The 17,648-nt window shown below is 59.4% G+C and carries 15 protein-coding genes and 1 pseudogene; 7 read left to right on the forward strand and 9 right to left on the reverse strand.

Annotated features, from left to right (window positions below):
• Positions 1 to 19: 19 nt before the first annotated feature.
• Both AB4Y40_RS34700 and AB4Y40_RS34705 read left to right on the forward strand, forming a co-directional pair.
• Positions 20 to 465, forward strand: a pseudogene (locus tag AB4Y40_RS34700) (DUF4863 family protein).
• Between the two features lie 222 nt (positions 466 to 687).
• Positions 688 to 1,125: a carboxymuconolactone decarboxylase family protein gene (locus AB4Y40_RS34705; RefSeq protein ID WP_368691678.1), complete on the forward strand. Its 438-nt coding sequence runs from the start codon at positions 688 to 690 to the stop codon at positions 1,123 to 1,125.
• Between the two features lie 555 nt (positions 1,126 to 1,680).
• Here the strand turns inward: AB4Y40_RS34705 and AB4Y40_RS34710 are convergent.
• The 3 genes from AB4Y40_RS34710 to AB4Y40_RS34720 all read right to left on the reverse strand — a co-directional run bounded on the left by AB4Y40_RS34710 (position 1,681) and on the right by AB4Y40_RS34720 (position 6,491).
• Entirely contained in the window at positions 1,681 to 2,709 is a 1,029-nt protein-coding gene (locus AB4Y40_RS34710) for an IS110 family transposase (RefSeq protein ID WP_368691679.1), read from the reverse strand.
• A gap of 379 nt (positions 2,710 to 3,088) precedes the next feature.
• Entirely contained in the window at positions 3,089 to 4,123 is a 1,035-nt protein-coding gene (locus AB4Y40_RS34715; protein WP_368691680.1) for a methyl-accepting chemotaxis protein, read from the reverse strand.
• Positions 4,124 to 4,658: 535 nt separating this feature from the next.
• Positions 4,659 to 6,491 carry an FUSC family protein gene (locus AB4Y40_RS34720; RefSeq protein WP_368691681.1) on the reverse strand — a complete coding sequence of 611 codons (1,833 nt, stop codon included), beginning with the start codon at positions 6,489 to 6,491 and terminating at the stop codon, positions 4,659 to 4,661.
• A gap of 314 nt (positions 6,492 to 6,805) precedes the next feature.
• Between AB4Y40_RS34720 and AB4Y40_RS34725 the strand changes: the two genes are divergently transcribed.
• A complete protein-coding gene (locus AB4Y40_RS34725; protein WP_368691682.1) occupies positions 6,806 to 7,645 on the forward strand; it encodes an alpha/beta hydrolase in 840 nt (279 codons plus the stop codon).
• A 27-nt stretch (positions 7,646 to 7,672) separates the two neighbouring features.
• Here AB4Y40_RS34725 and AB4Y40_RS34730 read toward each other — a convergent pair whose 3' ends face one another.
• Positions 7,673 to 8,287 carry a TetR/AcrR family transcriptional regulator gene (locus AB4Y40_RS34730; protein ID WP_368691683.1) on the reverse strand — a complete coding sequence of 205 codons (615 nt, stop codon included), beginning with the start codon at positions 8,285 to 8,287 and terminating at the stop codon, positions 7,673 to 7,675.
• Here AB4Y40_RS34730 and AB4Y40_RS34735 point away from each other — a divergent pair.
• Positions 8,286 to 8,417 carry a hypothetical protein gene (locus AB4Y40_RS34735; protein ID WP_368691684.1) on the forward strand — a complete coding sequence of 44 codons (132 nt, stop codon included), beginning with the start codon at positions 8,286 to 8,288 and terminating at the stop codon, positions 8,415 to 8,417. The two genes, AB4Y40_RS34730 and AB4Y40_RS34735, sit on opposite strands and share 2 nt — an antisense overlap.
• Before the next feature lie 64 nt (positions 8,418 to 8,481).
• On the opposite strand, the gene AB4Y40_RS34740 is transcribed toward AB4Y40_RS34735, so the two are convergent.
• From AB4Y40_RS34740 to AB4Y40_RS34760, 5 genes are all read right to left on the reverse strand, one after another.
• Positions 8,482 to 8,934: a DUF2147 domain-containing protein gene (locus AB4Y40_RS34740; protein WP_368691685.1), complete on the reverse strand. Its 453-nt coding sequence runs from the start codon at positions 8,932 to 8,934 to the stop codon at positions 8,482 to 8,484.
• A 90-nt stretch (positions 8,935 to 9,024) separates the two neighbouring features.
• Positions 9,025 to 10,155 carry an NAD(P)/FAD-dependent oxidoreductase gene (locus AB4Y40_RS34745; RefSeq protein WP_368691686.1) on the reverse strand — a complete coding sequence of 377 codons (1,131 nt, stop codon included), beginning with the start codon at positions 10,153 to 10,155 and terminating at the stop codon, positions 9,025 to 9,027.
• A gap of 42 nt (positions 10,156 to 10,197) precedes the next feature.
• Positions 10,198 to 10,713: a hypothetical protein gene (locus AB4Y40_RS34750; RefSeq protein ID WP_368691687.1), complete on the reverse strand. Its 516-nt coding sequence runs from the start codon at positions 10,711 to 10,713 to the stop codon at positions 10,198 to 10,200.
• Entirely contained in the window at positions 10,710 to 12,359 is a 1,650-nt protein-coding gene (locus tag AB4Y40_RS34755; RefSeq protein WP_368691688.1) for an FAD-dependent monooxygenase, read from the reverse strand. The genes AB4Y40_RS34750 and AB4Y40_RS34755 overlap by 4 nt, the downstream gene beginning before the upstream one ends.
• Before the next feature lie 145 nt (positions 12,360 to 12,504).
• Complete coding sequence (locus AB4Y40_RS34760; protein WP_368691689.1) at positions 12,505 to 13,119, reverse strand: TetR/AcrR family transcriptional regulator; 615 nt, start codon at positions 13,117 to 13,119, stop codon at positions 12,505 to 12,507.
• Positions 13,120 to 13,299: 180 nt separating this feature from the next.
• Here AB4Y40_RS34760 and AB4Y40_RS34765 point away from each other — a divergent pair, with 180 nt between their 5' ends.
• From AB4Y40_RS34765 to AB4Y40_RS34775, 3 genes are all read left to right on the forward strand, one after another.
• Positions 13,300 to 14,370 carry a 2,4,5-trihydroxytoluene oxygenase gene (locus AB4Y40_RS34765; protein WP_368691712.1) on the forward strand — a complete coding sequence of 357 codons (1,071 nt, stop codon included), beginning with the start codon at positions 13,300 to 13,302 and terminating at the stop codon, positions 14,368 to 14,370.
• Between the two features lie 142 nt (positions 14,371 to 14,512).
• Complete coding sequence (locus AB4Y40_RS34770) at positions 14,513 to 15,466, forward strand: fumarylacetoacetate hydrolase family protein (RefSeq protein WP_368691690.1); 954 nt, start codon at positions 14,513 to 14,515, stop codon at positions 15,464 to 15,466.
• A 5-nt stretch (positions 15,467 to 15,471) separates the two neighbouring features.
• The gene (locus tag AB4Y40_RS34775) at positions 15,472 to 17,415 is read left to right on the forward strand and encodes an acyl-CoA synthetase (protein ID WP_368691691.1); all 1,944 of its coding nucleotides are present in this window, start codon (positions 15,472 to 15,474) and stop codon (positions 17,413 to 17,415) included.
• The last annotated feature ends 233 nt before the right edge of the window (positions 17,416 to 17,648 follow it).

A 17,648-nucleotide genomic window follows, 5' to 3' on the forward strand; every position in this document is an offset into this window, starting at 1 on the left:
GCTGCAAGAGGTCAAGGACATGACCACCGGGATTGGAGTCGAGCAATGGCTGAGCGCGAAATATGGCGTTGAGAGCGAGTTGTACAAAGACCTGGCGCGACTGGTTAGTCTCGGCGTAAAGGAAGGCTGGGCGGCCGATGTCGAGGTCGCGGGCCCGCGTTATCGTCGGTCGCTAGTTGGTATGCCCAGCGTGGAGACGTTCTTCTTTAGCGCCACAGCGGTACTGCTGGACAGCACAGATAGCGTCCAGGACAACCCCGAGGGCAGCTTGCGCGCCGGCTATCACTTGCACCCGTACGGCGAGATCAACCTGGTGGTCCCGCTCAACGAAGGCGCGGCGCTCGCAGGTTGGAACGGCAGGTGTTATGGCGGCTGGACGGCACCCGAGCCTGGGAGGCCGTCATCTCGCTCACTTTTTTGCCGGCGGGGCGGATTGCGTTCGATGTTAAACCGCCGCCGCATTGAAGCGCTCAGACGGGCGCGTGTGAAGGCCTCGCCGATCCAACTCGCCTTCCGAATCAGCCGGCAGCGTTCCTCGCGCAATTGACACAAAGCTCGCGAAGTTGCGTGAGGAATTCCAGCCTCTGCGGATCGCGCGACAGAGCCGCAACAGTTGTGTGCGGCGCCGCAAATGCAACACGGTCGAATGCAGCAATCGCACCTTCCTAACTATTCTCAGGAGCAATCGTGGAACAACGTCTCGATTTCTACAAGGCCAACCCGAATGCGATCAAGGCCTTGCTCGCGCTCGAAGACCACATCGGCAAGTCAGCGCTTGAAAAGTCCCTCGTCGAACTGGTCCGCCTGCGCGCGTCGCAGATCAACGGATGCGCCTACTGCGTGGACATGCACGCGACCGATGCGCGGAAGGGCGGCGAAACCGATCGCCGACTGGCGGCCGTGGTCGTCTGGCGCGAAACGCCGTTCTTCACGGACCGCGAACGCGCCGCCTTGGAATGGACGGAAGCCGTCACACTCGTTTCGCAGGGCCGCGTGCCCGACGCGGTTTGGGAAGTCGTCAAGCCGCATTTCAGCGACGAAGAGATCGTCGATCTGACGTTGCTCGTTTCCGCGATCAACAGTTGGAATCGTTTTGCGATTTCCTTCCGCAAGATGCCGGCTTGAGGGCCCAGCAGTAAATCGTTCTCGTTCAAGCCGCTCGGGGCGCTCGACCTTGGTGCGTCAATCAAAGCCCGGCTCGGGTGGCGGCAATGGAGTCCGAAGCTGCCGCTCGTCCCACCGGGCTAAATGTCAGCAACTGGCCGAACCTGGAAATTCGAAGTCGGATGTCTGGTCCCTCCGACGCTTCGGTCTCGAACTTCCGTAGCCGTTAAGGGTTATTCGATGCCTGCCATCGGTCACAGGAATGTGACGGGCCTCCGCGCGTGTCGGCAGGCGTCGAATAAGCCTATATGAACGTCCCCCGGATTGCACCGGTTTTTCGCTCGTAGTGACTGACAGGAAGGTTGCAGCTCTATATCCGGCCTTTTCTACAGCCTGACTGGCTGCTGGCCCCTATGAAATCCGCTGACTCGCACCTCATTCTTAACGCGAGCTCGAAGCTCTTGGTTATTCCCAGGTTTGGCGAGTCCCGGTCCTACCTGTGTCGTCATCACTTACGATTGCCAGCGCAACTTTGAGAGTTCACTCCATAAAATCAGATTTCTGCTTACGTGAGCATCAGGCGGTCAGGTGTGGCTTGATGCTCACGTAAGCGCGTTCATACTCACGACCATGTACCAGGATTGCCCAGATTGTTCGCGCCATCTTGTTCGCCAGTGCGACGGCCACTATGTTTGACGGGCGCCTGAGGCTGATCTGTTTGAGCCATTCACTCGGCTCCTTCGTATGGTGCAACACACTGCGCGCCCCGTGAACCAATAGAGTGCGTAGATAGGTATCGCCCCTCTTACTTATCCCCAATAATTGAACCTTTCCTCCCGTGCCCGTTTGGGCGGGAACGAGGCCGAGCCATGCTGCGAACTCACGCCCTGACCTGAATGACTTTGCATCACCCATCGTCGCGACCGCTGCGGTCGCTGTCAGCAGGCCGACGCCTGGAATCTCTGCTATCGCCTTGCAGGCATTGCTCTCTTTCATCCAGTTCAGCAAACGGCGTTCGATGTCGGCGATCTGACGGTCCAGGTTTTCGAGATCGTTCCACTGCTCGCGCAGTGACTCGATCAACATGGCCGGCAGCCGGTCGGCCAGCCTGGCCAGCACATGCGGGATTGCTTTGTCCAGCGCAGCGCGGCTCTTGCCCATCACTTCTCCATATTCGGTCAGTAGACCACGCAGACTGTTGATCTGCATCGTGCGGAATTTGAGCTTCTGTTGGCGCATCCGATGGAGCGCCAGGACGGCCTGCTGCGCTTCACTCTTTACGGCGACGCTCTTGCTGGGCATCTGCGTGGCCATCCATATGGCACGCGCGTCAGCCGCATCATTCTTGTTCCCGATGTTGAACGCCTTGGCGAACTTGGCGGGAACCAGCTTCACCTGATGTCCCATTTCAATTAGCCGCCGCGCCCAGTGCTGTGAACCGCCGCAGGCCTCCATTCCAATCAAACAAGGCGCGCGATTCGCGAAGTGTTCGAGGAATGCTGCGCGCTTGATCGATCTGTTGAAGACTTCACCGGTCTCCGGTTCGACCCAGTGCATCTGCATCACATTCTTAGCGATGTCTACGCCGACGGTCATATAGCTCATCTCGCATCCTCCGGTTTGCCGCGGGAAACCTTCATCTTCATCTCTCAACTGGAAATTTCTGGGCCCGTCAGCGCGTGCGGATTCGCTCACTATGTCGCCACACCGTCGGGTGGGGGACGTTCATTCCATTCTTAATGATATCGGCAATTCGACGTTGGACTGTCGGTTGGGCGACCGAACGCGTAGCCGCGATAAACGCCCTTATCGCGGCTACGGCCGTAACCGAAGTGCTGCGAGCAAAGCGCCTTAGATCGCCGACGACGGAGGATAAGAAGACTTATCCTCATAGCCGCTTTGCACGGCGGTCTTCGCGGAAAACTTGAGCTCTGCTCAGGTGGTTGACTGTTCGCGAACAGACCCAACCCCTGCGCGCGCGACCTTATGCTGATTTCTGGCAGATGACGCCATACCAGCCCAACCCACGATATGTCTCGTAGCCGGGCGTCGCCGCGAATGACACGATCGCTCCGTCTGAAGCCCGATAGTAGCCTGTCTGCCTGCCGTCGACCTGCAGGCGCAAGCGTTCGGTCAGGATACCCTGACCGTCTGAGGCGGCTATCACTCGAAAGTTCGAATCAACGATCATGCAGCGCGAGCGAGTCCATTCCTCTTCGCTCAGACGGACGCCTCTTACAACAGCGCCGGCTTGCGGCGCCCAGTCGAAGAAAATCACGATTGCGCCCAGCGCGCGACCGTTCGCTAGCCCTCCCTCGCGGACCGCGGTCGAATAGGTTGCCACCTGAGCGTTGTGCATCAAGACGAGGGCCTCGACGTCGCATGCGACGTAGTCCGCACCTGACCTGGTTTTCATCGCGTTCCTGAACCAATCCGCACCTGCGACGTTCTCGCCGCGCGCGGCATACAAGGCTGGCCGCCCGTTCGCGACGACGACACCGTGTTCATCGACTATCCATATGTCACGGTAGACCGTGTAGCTATCAAGGATTACCGAAAGCCGCTCGCTGGCATGCTTCGCAGAAGACGTATCATGATTGGCGAGACAATCCACGACGGCCGAATCTGTGGCCCACCAGCGCACATCGCACGAGCGCTCATAGAGGTTGCGGTCGATGACATCAATCATGTTGAGCGCGAGATCTGCGCAACGTTGACCGTCGTGCGAACGCAGGCGCTCGATCATGCTATCGCCGAGTTGCGTAAGCGTGGACAGCGAGCCGGCGAGATCCTTGTTCAGATCTGTGGTGATTTCCGAGATGCGCCTGGAAACTTGCTTGACCTGGTTTGCGACAACCGCGAAGCCTTTGCCCGCGTTGCCCGCGCGCGCCGCCTCGATGAGCGCGTTCAGGGCGAGGAATGTGGTCTCGCGGTTGATGTCGTTGATATCGCTGATCTTGCTCGTGGCGAGGCGTTTGACTTCATGAGTGAGGTCGACGATTGCTTGTGGATTCGACATGTGTTGGTTCCAGGGGAGCGTGGTTCTTGTTCCCTGTTATGCAAGCTTCGGGCCTGTCGTCTTCAATGGCAGACGTCACGTGGTCAAACGTTGTCTTCGCGGCAACGGGGCGATCATCGGACGTCTGGCATTCGTTCGAGTGCATATACGCACCAGCACGGGGCAAAGGGGCGAGCGACGCAAAGCCTTCCCCGGTGCTTCAGCTAAGAAACTCGGCGTAACGCGCGCCGTGTATGACACGCCGAAACCCGATCGCCGGTACCCGAAACACTTGACGGTTCCAGTTTTCTCCCAAAGCAACACGCGCAAATTCTCGGTTGCGGAGTGTCAGCGGGAGATAGCGCTAGACGGCAGGCAGATATTGCCTTTCGATATCTGGGGAAAACTGGAACCGGTAAGCTCCACCGTACATGCATGGTCGCTGCGGAAGACTACTCTGAGGCAAGATGATCCCGGTTGGGTAACGTGGCACCCTCCAACTCCTGGCGCAGATGGAGTGGGGGCCCAGGAGAACGCCTTGCTGACTTTGTCGCCTTCAAGAGCGTTCACGGAGCGCCTTTTCGATTTCGATGATCTCGTCTCCGAGAAACCGCGGTGACGCGCCGGCTGGAAGTGAGGAGGAACCGGTTTCGATTAACTGTTTGAGCGATTCGAGCCAGTCGTAGGCGACCGAACAATCGTCGAACACGATCGGCTGGGTTGCGCAGACGTTCTGCGATTCGATTTGCCAGCAGATATTCAACAACCGGTACGTGAGCGCTTGCGCTGCGGCGGCTACGGATGCGATCTTCGTCGCACTGGATGTACTCCGTTCGAGCATTGCTGAATCCGCATTGAACAGATCCTGTAGCGCCATGGCGCGGTGTTGAAGATCTCGGCGCGCTTCGAGAGCCTCAGAAGTAACGACCATGCGATGCGACAGGCACCAAAGCACGCGTTGGGCTGCGACGATGGTGCGCACGAGTTCACTGCGGAACTGACGTGTCGAGTAACGCGGTGCGGCAATCGAGAAGACCGCGATGGCTATAGCGCAACCAATAGCAGTATCAAGCGCTCTCGCGGTGAAAAGCTCGGCAATGCCAAGGGGCATGTTTCCTCCCGCGGCGATTGTCATTGCGTTGGCCGTGATGAAGATCGCCGCGATTGCATACTGGAGCACCACCCAGATCTCCACGAGGAATTGCAAAAGTCCCACTGTGGCCGCAATCCATACTCCCTGCAGTTGACCCACAAAGATGCACCACGCCAACATAAGGCCGAGCAGCGTTCCAACTACCCGCGAAAGCGCTCGACGTAGCGTGCCCGGCCAGCCATACGGCTGGTTCAGCACAACAACGACGGCCGCCATACCCCAGTAAGCCCGGTCCAGGCCGAGCGCGACGCCAATTGCCCCAGCGATGAGTGTCGCTGCGCACACGCGTGCGGAGAGCAGCAGGGGGGTGGACCACGGGGCAAGGCCTTCCAGCAGCGCAGCAACGGCGCGAGGGCGGCCGAGAGGGAACGGTCTCGTTGGGGGAGAGATTGCGTCGAGGATTCCCAATTTCGCCTTCCGGCCAATCTCGCGAGCTTCCTCTGCAAGACTAGATTGCGCTGGTCTATTTTCGCCGGCCGCAGTGAGAGCGCAAGCAAAGATGGTATGAAGCTGTTGTGCAAACTGGCGCAACGTATCCAGCGCACACTCGTGTTTTTGCATGACAGGTTGGAGCGTCACGAGTGTGGTCCAGACCTCGTCGAGTGTGCGAGCCGCCTGATGCTGGGCGGTCCCGTTGTGCGGCGTACCGGTGGAATCGACGAAGTTCGCAACCGATTCCGCCGCCGCGATCACAGCAGACCGTTCGGGCCCGCGTCGGTCGAGCAGTGCGCCCGTCATGTGCGAGAGCCACGAAATGATGCCGCCGCACAGAACGTAGAGGCCGCTTCGGATCGGGTCGCTGGCGTCACCCGCCATCCCGGTTCCGCTTGCGCAGGCAAGCGCAAACATGTACGCGCCAGGTGGCCCGATGTGCAGCGCATTGCAGATGAACGTAGCAAGTGCCGCGATCATTGCCACGATGAATGCGGCAAACCAGGGATGGGGGGCCACGCTGATACCCAACGCGACGATAGCAGCTAGTGCAATCGCAATAGCGGCAAGGTGAACGGCGCGGTTGCGATAAGGCCGGCCGCTTCCATAGAGCGCCGTGAATGCCCCGATGGTTGCGAGTAGCCCGGCTTTGATATCGCCGGCAAACCAGCCGATCACTACAGGAATTCCGCTGCTTAAGCCGGCGCGCAGGGCGAACGGAAAACGCCGCTTCGCGGTGGAAGATGTTGCGAGAGCAAGCAGCTGACGCAGCGAAGCACTGACACCTGATGGCGTGAGATTCATTGGATCGTCGATCGTGTTCGCTAATGGTCGATCTGGCAGCGACAAGGCCTGGATCGAAGTCTGCCCAAAACGCACTTCGGAAAGAAGCGTTGCACGCAATATATTGTAAAAATTCGAGACACAAAGCCCTGACTTTATCGGCAGAATAAGTCATTTTCTGCGAGCGATTGCAATCAATGATTCGGCATCTTCAGAAACCCATTCTCCTGTTAGCTTCGCGTGGTGCAATTCCATTGTGCGTTTCAGGCAGCTTGCTAGCCTGTGCGAGCGCTCAGGCACAGGTTCCCGCGAACATCGCACCAGCAATTGCTGCAATGGGACCCAAGGTCGATCCATTTGAGACTGCGCATATCTACGCGCCAATGCAGGAGCGGATGCCGGCGGAAGGTATTGCCGTGCAGCGCGACGTCGCTTATGGCGCGGGTGAAAAGGAAAATGTGGACGTTTTCACGCCGGTGGAAGCTTCGCGACCACGCCCCATTCTGATTTTCGTTCATGGCGGTGCCTTTCGTTTTGACGACAAAAGCAGGACACCTGATGGCAGGATCGGGCCTTTTTACGACAACGTCATGATTTGGGCAGTCAAGCATGGCATGGTCGGTGTGAACATGAACTACACGCTCGCACCAAAGGCCGCTTATCCGGTCGTGCAACGCGAAATCGCGCAGGTAGTTGCGTGGGCGCGTAGCCATGCTACTGCTTTAGGCGCGGATCCGCAGCGCATCGTGCTGTGGGGGCATTCCGCCGGCGCTTCGCACGTAGCAAGCTTCCTGGCACATCCAGAGGTCTATCGCGACGTTGAGGGCGCAACGGAGCCCGTTTCAGCTGCGGTCCTGTCGTCAGGGATCTACACGTTGCGGGATCCCTCGGTCAACGTTTACTTTGGGCCGCCGGAAACGGCCATCGGCAGAGCGTCCGTCAATGGTCTGGTGGCGTCTGCCGTTCCGTTACTGATCACCTCTGCGGAGTTCGACCCACAGGCGATGATTGACGAGGCCCAGCATCTTGATGCCGCGCTGACCGCGGCAGGCCGCAATCATGCGATGCTGGTCGCGAAACAACATGGGCATATGTCCGAAATTTATTCGGTCGATACCAGCGACCAGACGTTAACCGGCCCCGTCCTTGAATTCATTTCGCGGCACGTGCGCTAGCACTACCCCAGCGAGCGAGTTATGGCGCTATGCGCGTTCTGGTAACGGTGGCAGGTCGGTCGTTGCATAGCGCCGGGCGGCTTCAGCTTCGACACCGAGACCGCGCAACACGAGTTCGGCCGTATCGGACCCAGCGTCGCGCCAGGTCCGATGGCCGTCGAGTACCAGGACGACTGAGGCGAGCACCGAACCCGCGATAACCGCAATCACCGAATGAAGCTGGTCCGACCGAAAGTCGTAACGACCTTGCTCCAATCCATCGAGAACGTCGCGCATCGTGGGCCCGCTCCACATGTTCTGTAGCGCATCGTGGCTAAATGCGAAGCGGCTAAGGAAGCGACCCCAGTGAGGTTCCTCGTGAGCTCGACGGATGAAGTGGCGAATGCCGTTGGCTAGCCGTTGGGCGGGGTCGGAAATGTTCACAAAGCTTGCAACGACGCGTTCGTGCATTTCCTCCGCCATGCGTGCGGCGACGGTCTCGAATAGCGCTTCGGGCGACGGCACATGGTTATAGACCGTGCCACGAGCAATGCCGGCCGCATGGGCCAGTTCACTGATGCTGACTTGTGTTTCGCCTTTTTCTGCGAAAAGCTCAAAGGCCGCCCGGTGGATCCGGGAAATGATCGGGAGATTGGGCTCCATGACTGATTCCATCTTGATTGTCTACCATTGGACACGATTGTCTAATTTTGGTCAACATCTCGATGGGAAAATGAAAGGCTTCCCTCGTCAGATCATCGGGCAACAAATGTGGGCCGCCACAGCGCGCTGAAGTGCGGCCTGCCAGGCCATTCTCCCGTCGGGTGGCAGGACGCGTGGCACGACATGGGTTCTGACTATTCGCGCAGCCAGGTCTGCGTCCGGCCGAGCAGGCTGATGCCGATGAACCCCCGCACATTCAGCTTCTTTCCATCGTCCGACAGGGACATCTTCGCGCTGTACGCCTTGCCATTTTCCGGATCGAGGATCGTCCCACCTGACCATTCGTTGTCTCCTGTCTTCTTCATCCCGGACAGGATCGTCATGCCAACGATGGGTTTGTCTTTCCGGTCGTCAGTGCACTTCGTGCAGATTTTGGTGCGCTCGTCTTCCTTTAGCACGTTGGTCAACGCGCCCGAATACGTATCATTCTGTTTGACGATAGTGACTTCGCCGCGAGGCTGCCTGGTTGTATCGTCAATCGTTTTCCAGGTGCCCACCGGCGAGGCCTGCGCAAGAGCAGTACCGGCAACGCAGGCGATCACCAGGCCGGCAGCAAGGCGGCCCAGCGTGTTGGAGGTGTGTTGCATGAATAGAACTCCGGTATGGAATAAATTGGGGAACTCAGGGAGCGTCCATGTTCTTCGGCGAACCTGACCGATTGCCGTGGCTGCAGGGAGCTAGACGCCAAGCGCCTTCCTGAACTTGGGTACGAGCATATGGCCAGCCTTCGCCATACGGCTGAAGGCTGGAGAGCGAACGACACCCAGCACCGGCAGATGGAGAACCCCGTTGCGACTGCCGAGCGTGACGGCCATCATCGGGTTTCCGGTTTGCGGCTTATGAGCCTTCAGTCGTGGCGACTTGCCGGAACCGGCCAAAACGGCTCGAATGTTGTAGGCCGCATTCTTGACCTGGCTGTCGATATGCCAGGCCATCTTGTTTTCGTCCAGATCGGTGATATCGCCGAGTGCGAAGACTGTATCCATCCCGACGACCCGCAGTTCAGGCGTAACGCGAATCCGTCCTGCGCCATTTAGCGCCGAGGGGAAGTGCTGCTTCATGTAGCCCGTATTGGGTTTTCCGCCGATGCACCAGATCAGGAGGTCGTACGGAATGCGTTTTCCAGATTCGGTCTGTGCTTCGCCGGCAGGCGCAAATGCGTCCGCGCTGGTACTGCCGGCCAGCTTGAGCCGCTCGTTGAGCAGGAGCGTCACGCCGCGGTTTTTCAGAACCTTCGCGGCGTGGGCTGCCGCGGCTTCCGATGTTCCGCCCAACAACCGAGGTCCTGCCTCGAGGATCGTGATGGACTTCTGCGGGTGAATTTCGCTAATTTCTCCTGCTACTTCGACGCCGATCGGACCACCGCCAACGATGAGAATTCGTTGCGCCGCGGCGATCCGTTGCTGGTAGCTGGCATAGAAGGCTTTGCGTTCGTTGACTGACGCGCCACCCATGGCGCGCATCAGGGAATTCGAAAAAGCGCTTCCGGTGGCCAGGACCGTCACGCGCCCCTTGACGACGTGTCTTCGACCATCGTGCAGTTCGACCAGGCCGCCGTTGCGCCGCAGTTCGACCAACGTGCCGCGAACATGATGGACACGGGGCAACGCTTTGGCAAAGGGGATGATCGACTGCTCAGCGAACTCAGGCTTCACGAGACTTCGGGGTGCCGCCATCGGTACTTCGAAGTACTCGTTCGGGTCGACCAGTGTGACCGGGAGGGTGCGGGAAAGGGTTTTGGCAAGCAGGGCGCCGGCGATGCCACCGCCGTAGATGACGACCTGGGTATCGATGGAGTGTATGGACATGATGGGCTTCGGGTAAGGAGCGTGGAGTGTGGAATCGACCGGTCAGGCCGCGTCGCGCGACAGGAACCGGGTAACCTGTTTGCTGTCTCGACCTCGCGCGAGCTTGAGCGCCTCGTTGAGCCAAAGTACGGGAAGAAAGCTTCCTCGCATCTTCAGGTCACCGGCAACGAAGGCACGCTGAAGGTCTGTTTCGTCGCTGCTGGTCAGCGCTCGAAGTGCTTCGCGGGCCGACGACCACGTCTGGGTCAGATCCGCAGTGTGTGTGGTGCTACGACTGAACGACAGTTGCCCGTTGCGCAGCGTCAGTTGGCCACCGCCGCCTTGCAATGTTGTTATGGTTACGACGAACGAACTGGTCCCTAACAATTCCTGCAGTCGTGGTGTGCGTGCTGCGGCACGGTGGATGAGTCTGGGCGTCATCGACAGCAGGGCAAATACACCAAAGTTCGCCAGCGTCGATGGGATGTGATCGATCAGCGAATTCCGGACGCGTTCCGCCCGGGAGGATGGCTGGGGACGGCGAACGGGCCGCGTGACGGGATGGGTAGCGTGATTCATGATTGGGCTCCACGCGCGGTATCGATGATGGGTTGGCAGTCGGCGGGTAGCATGTTGCCGCGCCAGCACACGTGTTGATCGGGGCGCACGAGCACCCACTTGCATTCAAGCATCCGGATGATGTGTGGCTCGTGGATGTGCAAAGAGATGAGTGGCACGCCTGCAGCGGCCGCAGCTGCGCGCATCGGACTTGTGTCGCAGTCCGCACTTTCGGCAACCAGAAGCGTAAATCCGCACGGGTCGAGTTGGTCAAAAAGCGCGGTGCCGTCTGCGCGGAAGGTACTTGGCAGGCGCGCTCCCGACCAGGTTGTCGGGCGGTACTCGATCTCGGGATAGGGAGGCGCTTCAGCGTGATCGGGCAAGATCACCGGGGAGCCTTCATAGCGATATCCTATCTCGATGCCAAGTGCCTCGTACATCCGAGAAATGCGCGTCTCCAGCATATGTCCTAACTCATTGCGCTGATCGTCGCCCTTGAGGGTGGCCTCGAAAACTGCGTCCTTGTCGGGAAACTGCGCTTCGAACGCGGCCGCAGCGCATTTCATTACGTGGTCGCGGTTCCGGCGTGCGATGGCCAGGCGTTCGATCCCGTAACTCGGAAGCAGATCCTTGCCGCCCCAGCCCTTGAGCATGGCGGCCAGTTTCCAGGCCAGATTGTGTGCCTCTGTCACGCCGGTGTTCATTCCGAGCCCACCCGTAGGCATGTATTGATGCGTGGCGTCTCCTGCCATCCATACACGCCCTTGACCGAAGCGCTGCGCAACGAGGAACTGCGGCCGCCAGGGTCCGCTCTGGACGATCTCGAACGGCAGTTTTGTACCAAGAGCGCTTTCGACAAGTGCTTCCAGTGACTCTCCGGCCCGCGGCGGATAGGCGAGGTGGAGCACCCAGTCGTCCTTGCTGGCGTCCGGTGAAACGAGCAATCCGGTGAACCCGGGCCGGCTGAGCCAGGTATGCCAGTAGGGCTGCTGATCGGGGTAAAGCGTTTTGACTGCTTCGGAGCGGAAATGAATGATGTACAACTCACCGATCAGATCGCGCGTGCCGTCATACTCGATCGCCAGGGACCGTCGGACCAGGCTGTTCGGACCATCGCAGCCGATCAGATATTGAGCCTGGAACTGCTCGGTTTGACCGTCTTCCAGACGACGGGCGTTTGCGATGACGCCATCGGAGTTCTGCCGGAAGTCTTCCATTTTCCAGCCGAAACGAATGTCGATGTTCGTGTCCGCCTGCGCTGCTTCAAGCAGAATAGGTTCGAGATACATCTGCGATATCCGCTGCATCGACTCGAGCGGCAGACTCCCGTCGATGCAGGTTTCGATCTGCTTGCGAGCCTGGGCCACGGGCAGATAGAAAAGGTGGCGATCACGCAGGACGCCGTACCACGGCCCACTCGCGGAAGCGGCGTAGGCCGCGTACTGGTTGGCATTCAGGGGATTGCCGGCTGCACGGACTTTGTCGGCCAAACCCAGTTGACGAAAGATCTCCATGGAACGGCAATTGACGACATCCAGCTTCGGATGGCGCGTCGTGCCTGTGCGGTCATTGAGCACCACGGAGGCAATGCCCTGCCGACTGAGGCTCAAGGCGAGTGTCATTCCAACAGGGCCGCCGCCGACAATCAGGACAGGCGTCGTAGTCATACAGGTCTCCTAATAATCCATAGTCTCTTGCACCTGGCACACCGCGCCGACTACTGCACGATGCGATTGGCGACGTGTGTGTAATCCAGTGGCCGCTATGTACTCTTTCTGCCGCACAGGCGATAAGCTCGACAAGAGCAACGTGTCATGCGCAATCGGCCAGCGGTGGAAGTTCGTCGGTCGCGTAGCGTCGGGCAGCCTCGACTCCTACACCGAGCGCGCGCAACACCAGCTCCGCAGTGTCCGAACCTGCGTCACGCCAGGTCCGGTGGCCGTCGAGCACCAGCAGGATTGAGGCGAGCACGGCACCCGCGATCAAGGCCGTGGCCGAATGCCGTTGGTCGGGATGGAAGTCGTATCGCTGTTGCTCCAGGCCGTCGAGGACGTCCCGCATCGCAGCTCCGCCCCACATCCCCTGCAGCGCCTTGTGGCTGAAGGCGAACCGGCTGAGGAATCGCCCCCAGTGAGGCTCATCGTGAGCCCGGCGGATGAAATAGCGGATGCCATTGGCCAGTCGATGTGCCGGGTCGGGGACGCCGGCGAAACTCGCGACGACCCGTTCGTGCATTTCCTCCGCCATGCGTGCAGCAACGGTTTCGAAGAGCGCCTCGGGCGATGGCACGTGGTTGTAGACCGTTCCGCGCGCAATCCCGGCCGTCTGAGCCAGTTCGCTGATGCTGACCTGTTTCTCTCCCTTCTCTGCAAAGAGCTCGAACGCCGCCCGATGGATCCGGGAAATGATCGGAAGATTGGGTTCCATGAGCAGTTCCATCAAATGACGTCTATAATTGAACACGACTGTTCATAAAGAGTCAAGAAGGATCACTAGTGATTTACACTGATATGCTTTGATGAACATCAGTGTTCATAATTGGGTCAAGCTGTCGCCAACTTGGGGTTGCCCATCTGGACGTTGCCAACCTTCGTGCTCGTTACCATGATTCAACTGCTTACCACCCAACCGGCTCGCCATCCCAATCCGACGGTGAAAGCCACCTCGCTGGCCTATCTGATCTTCGAGCGGCCGGATCTTGACGAGGCCGAGCGCTTCCTCGTTGACTTCGGTCTCGTGGTTGCCGAACGCTCGGACGAGGTGTTGTATCTGCGCGGCACGTCCGGCACGCCGTACTGCTACCGTGTCCATCGCGCAGACAAACCTCGCTTCGTTGGCCTTGGCTTCGCGGTAGCGGCGCGCGCGGACCTGGAGAGGCTCGCGGCAGTGCCGGGCGCCAGCCAGATCGAACCCGCTGCGCATCCCGGTGGTGGTGAACGCGTTGCGCTGCGGGATCCAGCCGGCTTCCAGGTGGAAGTTGCCTGGGGCCAGGTTCCGGCAGCCGAATTGCCGCGTCGAGAGCCGCTTCACATCAATACCGCTGGGGCCGTGCAGCGCATCGATGACACGCAGCGCCCCCCAGCGAAGCCGCCCGAGATCGTTCGTCTGGGTCACTGCGTACTGGAAGTCGCCAACTATCAGGCTTGCAGTGCCTGGTACACGGAGCAACTCGGTCTGATCCCGAGCGATGTTCAGGTGTTGCCTGACGGTTCTCCCGCCGTGACTTTCTTTCGCCTGGATCTTGGTGATACGCCGGCAGACCATCACACACTCGCGTTGGCACAGAGCTTCATGCCGGTCTATAGCCATAGCGCCTACGAAGTTGTCGACGCGGACGCGGTTGGGATGGGGCAGCGCGTCCTGCGCGAGCGCGGATGGAAGCATGCATGGGGAATCGGCCGGCACATTCTGGGCAGCCAGATCTTCGACTACTGGGAGGATCCATGGGGAGACAAGCATGAACACTACTGCGATGGGGACATGTTCACTGCGAACCGTCCGCTTGGGGTGCATGCCGTCAGTCGCGAGGCCATGTCGCAGTGGGGGCAGACGATGCCGGCCAGCTTTACCAAGCCGAGGCTTAATCCATCAGCGATTGCTGCACTGGTCCGCAACCTCAGGCGTACCCCGGATCTGACGCTGCGGAAACTTGTGACGCTCGCGCGATTGTTCGCGTGATCGGCGCGCAGGAGCGGCGAACAGGATTCGCTGCAACAACGGTCTCGCCGTCAAGGGAACATGGGCAGTAATCGTCGGTGACGTTGTCCAGTAAATGGCGTCCGACACACAATGTATCGATTTCAAGACTGAGTATTTAGCCATGCCAATCAATATTGTCCGATTTGAGCACGATAGTCACACCCGTTGGGGTGTGATTCGCGACAATCGCATTACGCCGGTTCCCGGTGACTACGCCACTACCGGCGACTTCATTCGCTGCACGACTCCGGCCGCGCTGGCAGCACTTGACGGCGAAACGCTCGACCGATCTGCCGTCAAGCTGCTGTCGCCGGTGACGCAGAATCAGCAATTCGTCTGCCAGGGAGCCAACTATCGCCAGCACATGATTGAGTCGGGGATGGATCCCGACGTGAAGACTTACAACATGATCTTCACCAAGGCCTCTGGCTGTATTGTGCCGGGGGACAGCGACGTAATACGCCCGCGTATGGTTCAGTATCTCGACTATGAGATCGAACTTGGACTGATCCTGCGCAAGGCCATTCATGGTCCAGTGCAGGTCACAGACAACAATCTGCACGAGTATGTGGCTGGTGCCGTAATCGTCAACGACTATTCGGCGCGTGATGTCCAGATTCCCCAGATGCAGTTCTACAAGGGCAAGTCGTTCCGTACCTTCGGCCCCGTCGGCCCCTGGCTGACTCTGCTCGAGCGCGAGGATTTCCAGGCACTGCGAAATCTTCAGTTGAAGCTGACTGTCAACGGTCAAATCCGGCAAAACGACACAACGGCAAACCTCGTTTACGGGCCAGCTGAGACGCTTACCGAACTGTCCCACGTCCAGGACTTCGACGCGGGCGATCTGCTCGCAACCGGCACTCCTGCCGGCTGCGCGTTGTCTGTTCCCTCGCCCGCGAAGCAGAAGTTCGCGGCGCTGCTTCCCGAAAAGAAGAAGTGGGAGATTTTCCTGAAGGTTCAGTCGGCGAGATCGCAATACCTTAAGGTCGGCGACGTCGTGGAAGCAAGTATCCGCTCGGTGGACGGCCGCGTGGATCTGGGCGTGCAGCGCAACCGTATCGTCGCGCAGAGGTGATGACCATGTCTGGAACAGCAACAATGCACGACGTTGAAGCCGCGGAAATGCACGGGTTACCGGACGATCTTCCGCAGAGCACATACGAGATGATCTGTCGGGCGGCAACCCTGCATCCCGAAGCTCCGGCCCTGAGCTTCTTTTTATCCGTCGACGAGCATCACGCGCCCGACACCTGGACCTACCGGCAGCTTCTCGCGCGCATCACGCAGACCGCAAACTTCTTCGATGCCATCGGCGTCTCGAAAGAGAGCGTGATCGCCTTTGTCTTGCCCAATCTCCCCGAGACCCATTTCGTGATCTGGGGTGGACAAGCGACTGGTATCGTCACCGCGTTGAATCCGCTCCTCGAGGGGGCGGCGATCGCTGAGCTGTTGAAGGCAGCGAATGCGACGGTGCTGGTCACGCTGGCGCCATTCCCGGGAACGGATACTTGGGCCAAACTTCAGCCGCATCTGTCTTCCATTGACTCACTGCGGCACCTCGTCCTGGTCAATCTCGCAGACCGCGTCCAGGGGGCGAGACGGTATGCGGCGCAGATGGTACAGAAGGGCGAAATCGAGCGCCTGCATGGCTCAGATGGTTTGCGAGGCGCAGTTCCGCCGGGGATCGTGATCCACGATCTGAACAACGCAATCTGCGAATACCCATCGGATCATTTGAGCAAAGGACGCAGCTTTTCGCGTGACGACACGTCCTCGTACTTCTGCACCGGCGGCACGACTGGCCTGCCCAAGCTCGCAATGCGCACGCATGGCAACGAGGTTGCCAACGCATGGAGTACCGCGCAGGTGCTGGGCGACGGTATCGGTCCCGGCAAGGTGGTGTTTTGCGGATTGCCGCTCTTTCACGTGAATGGCGTGCTTGTCACCGGGTTGTTGCCGTTTTCCAGAGGTGCGCACGTCATTCTCGGAACGCCGCAGGGATATCGCGGCGAGGGTGTGGTGGCCCGGTTCTGGGAAATGGTGGAGTATCACCGCATCAACTTCTTTAGCGCAGTCCCAACCCTCTACGCGTCGCTCCTGCAGGTTCCGGTCGGTCGGCACGATGTCAGCTGCCTTGAGTATGGACTGTGCGGTGCTGCGCCAATGCCTGTGGAAGTATTCCGCAAATTTGAGCAACACACGGGCATCAAGATCCTGGAGGGCTACGGCCTCACCGAGGCGACTTGCGTCAGCAGCGTCAATCCCCCGTTGGGCGAACGTCGTCTTGGCTCCATCGGCCTGCGCGTACCAGGTCAGAAAATGAAGGTGGTCGAGCTCGATGAGGACGGGGCCTGGCTACGCGACTGTGGATACGGCGAAGTAGGCGTGCTCAGCGTGGCCGGCCCGAACGTCTTTGCCGGTTACCGCATCGCAGATCAGAACCGCGGGGTATGGATCGATTGCGGTGACGGGCTCTCGTGGCTCAACACGGGCGACCTCGCGCGTCAGGATGAAGAGGGTTACTTCTGGCTGACCGGGCGCAAGAAAGAACTGATCATCCGCGGCGGTCACAACATCGATCCTTTGACGATTGAGGAGCCATTGCATCGGCATCCCGCAGTGGAGATTGCCGCCGCCGTCGGACGTCCGGACGCGCATGCCGGCGAACTCCCCGTAGCTTATGTGCAGTTGCGCCCAGGTGCTTCGGCCACGGAATCCGAGTTGCTGGCGTTCATCAAGGACCTGATTACTGAGCGGGCCGCGATGCCGCGACAGGTCCGCATCGTGGAAACAATGCCTTTGACTGCAGTGGGCAAGATCTTCAAGCCTGCGCTCAAACGCCGCGAGACAAAGGATGCACTCGAAGCTGCGTTGCGTGGGGATCATGTCCCGTTTCGGGAGCTTGTTGTCCAGGATGACAAGGCCAAGGGCCTGGTAGTGGAGTTGCACCTCGACTCGAATGCAGTTGAGCCTGTCGCCCGGCAGGTGCTTGGACGGTTTCCGTTCCAGTTTTTCATCGCCTGAAGAGAACATTTGTGAAGGGGTCTGTGGGGGGCGTGCCGGGACAACTCCTTCAGTGTCAGGAAGATTGGTCCAGTTCACACAGGCAGTGACTAACGTCGGGCGCAAAGAGATAAAAGAAAACAGCGGCAAACGGTAGCTAAGTGCCGCAGCTCCCGCCGATATCGAGGATCCAGTGCTGACATTCGGGCATTGTATAAAAGGTTGCTCTGTGTAATTGATTAACTCAGTACTAC

Source organism: Paraburkholderia sp. EG287B (genome assembly GCF_040965595.1).
In the GTDB taxonomy this organism is placed as follows: Bacteria; Pseudomonadota; Gammaproteobacteria; order Burkholderiales; family Burkholderiaceae; genus Paraburkholderia.

What these genes read in the sequence shown, in the direction of transcription:
- AB4Y40_RS34710 (WP_368691679.1), bottom strand. Translation starts at nt 2,709, where the DNA reads ATGAGCTATATGACCGTCGGCGTAGACATCGCTAAGAATGTGATGCAG.
- AB4Y40_RS34715 (WP_368691680.1), bottom strand. Translation starts at nt 4,123, where the DNA reads ATGTCGAATCCACAAGCAATCGTCGACCTCACTCATGAAGTCAAACGC.
- AB4Y40_RS34720 (WP_368691681.1), bottom strand. Translation starts at nt 6,491, where the DNA reads ATGAATCTCACGCCATCAGGTGTCAGTGCTTCGCTGCGTCAGCTGCTT.
- AB4Y40_RS34725 (WP_368691682.1), top strand. Translation starts at nt 6,806, where the DNA reads ATGGGACCCAAGGTCGATCCATTTGAGACTGCGCATATCTACGCGCCA.
- AB4Y40_RS34735 (WP_368691684.1), top strand. Translation starts at nt 8,286, where the DNA reads ATGACTGATTCCATCTTGATTGTCTACCATTGGACACGATTGTCTAAT.
- AB4Y40_RS34730 (WP_368691683.1), bottom strand. Translation starts at nt 8,287, where the DNA reads ATGGAGCCCAATCTCCCGATCATTTCCCGGATCCACCGGGCGGCCTTT.
- AB4Y40_RS34740 (WP_368691685.1), bottom strand. Translation starts at nt 8,934, where the DNA reads ATGCAACACACCTCCAACACGCTGGGCCGCCTTGCTGCCGGCCTGGTG.
- AB4Y40_RS34745 (WP_368691686.1), bottom strand. Translation starts at nt 10,155, where the DNA reads ATGTCCATACACTCCATCGATACCCAGGTCGTCATCTACGGCGGTGGC.
- AB4Y40_RS34750 (WP_368691687.1), bottom strand. Translation starts at nt 10,713, where the DNA reads ATGAATCACGCTACCCATCCCGTCACGCGGCCCGTTCGCCGTCCCCAG.
- AB4Y40_RS34755 (WP_368691688.1), bottom strand. Translation starts at nt 12,359, where the DNA reads ATGACTACGACGCCTGTCCTGATTGTCGGCGGCGGCCCTGTTGGAATG.
- AB4Y40_RS34760 (WP_368691689.1), bottom strand. Translation starts at nt 13,119, where the DNA reads ATGGAACCCAATCTTCCGATCATTTCCCGGATCCATCGGGCGGCGTTC.
- AB4Y40_RS34770 (WP_368691690.1), top strand. Translation starts at nt 14,513, where the DNA reads ATGCCAATCAATATTGTCCGATTTGAGCACGATAGTCACACCCGTTGG.
- AB4Y40_RS34775 (WP_368691691.1), top strand. Translation starts at nt 15,472, where the DNA reads ATGTCTGGAACAGCAACAATGCACGACGTTGAAGCCGCGGAAATGCAC.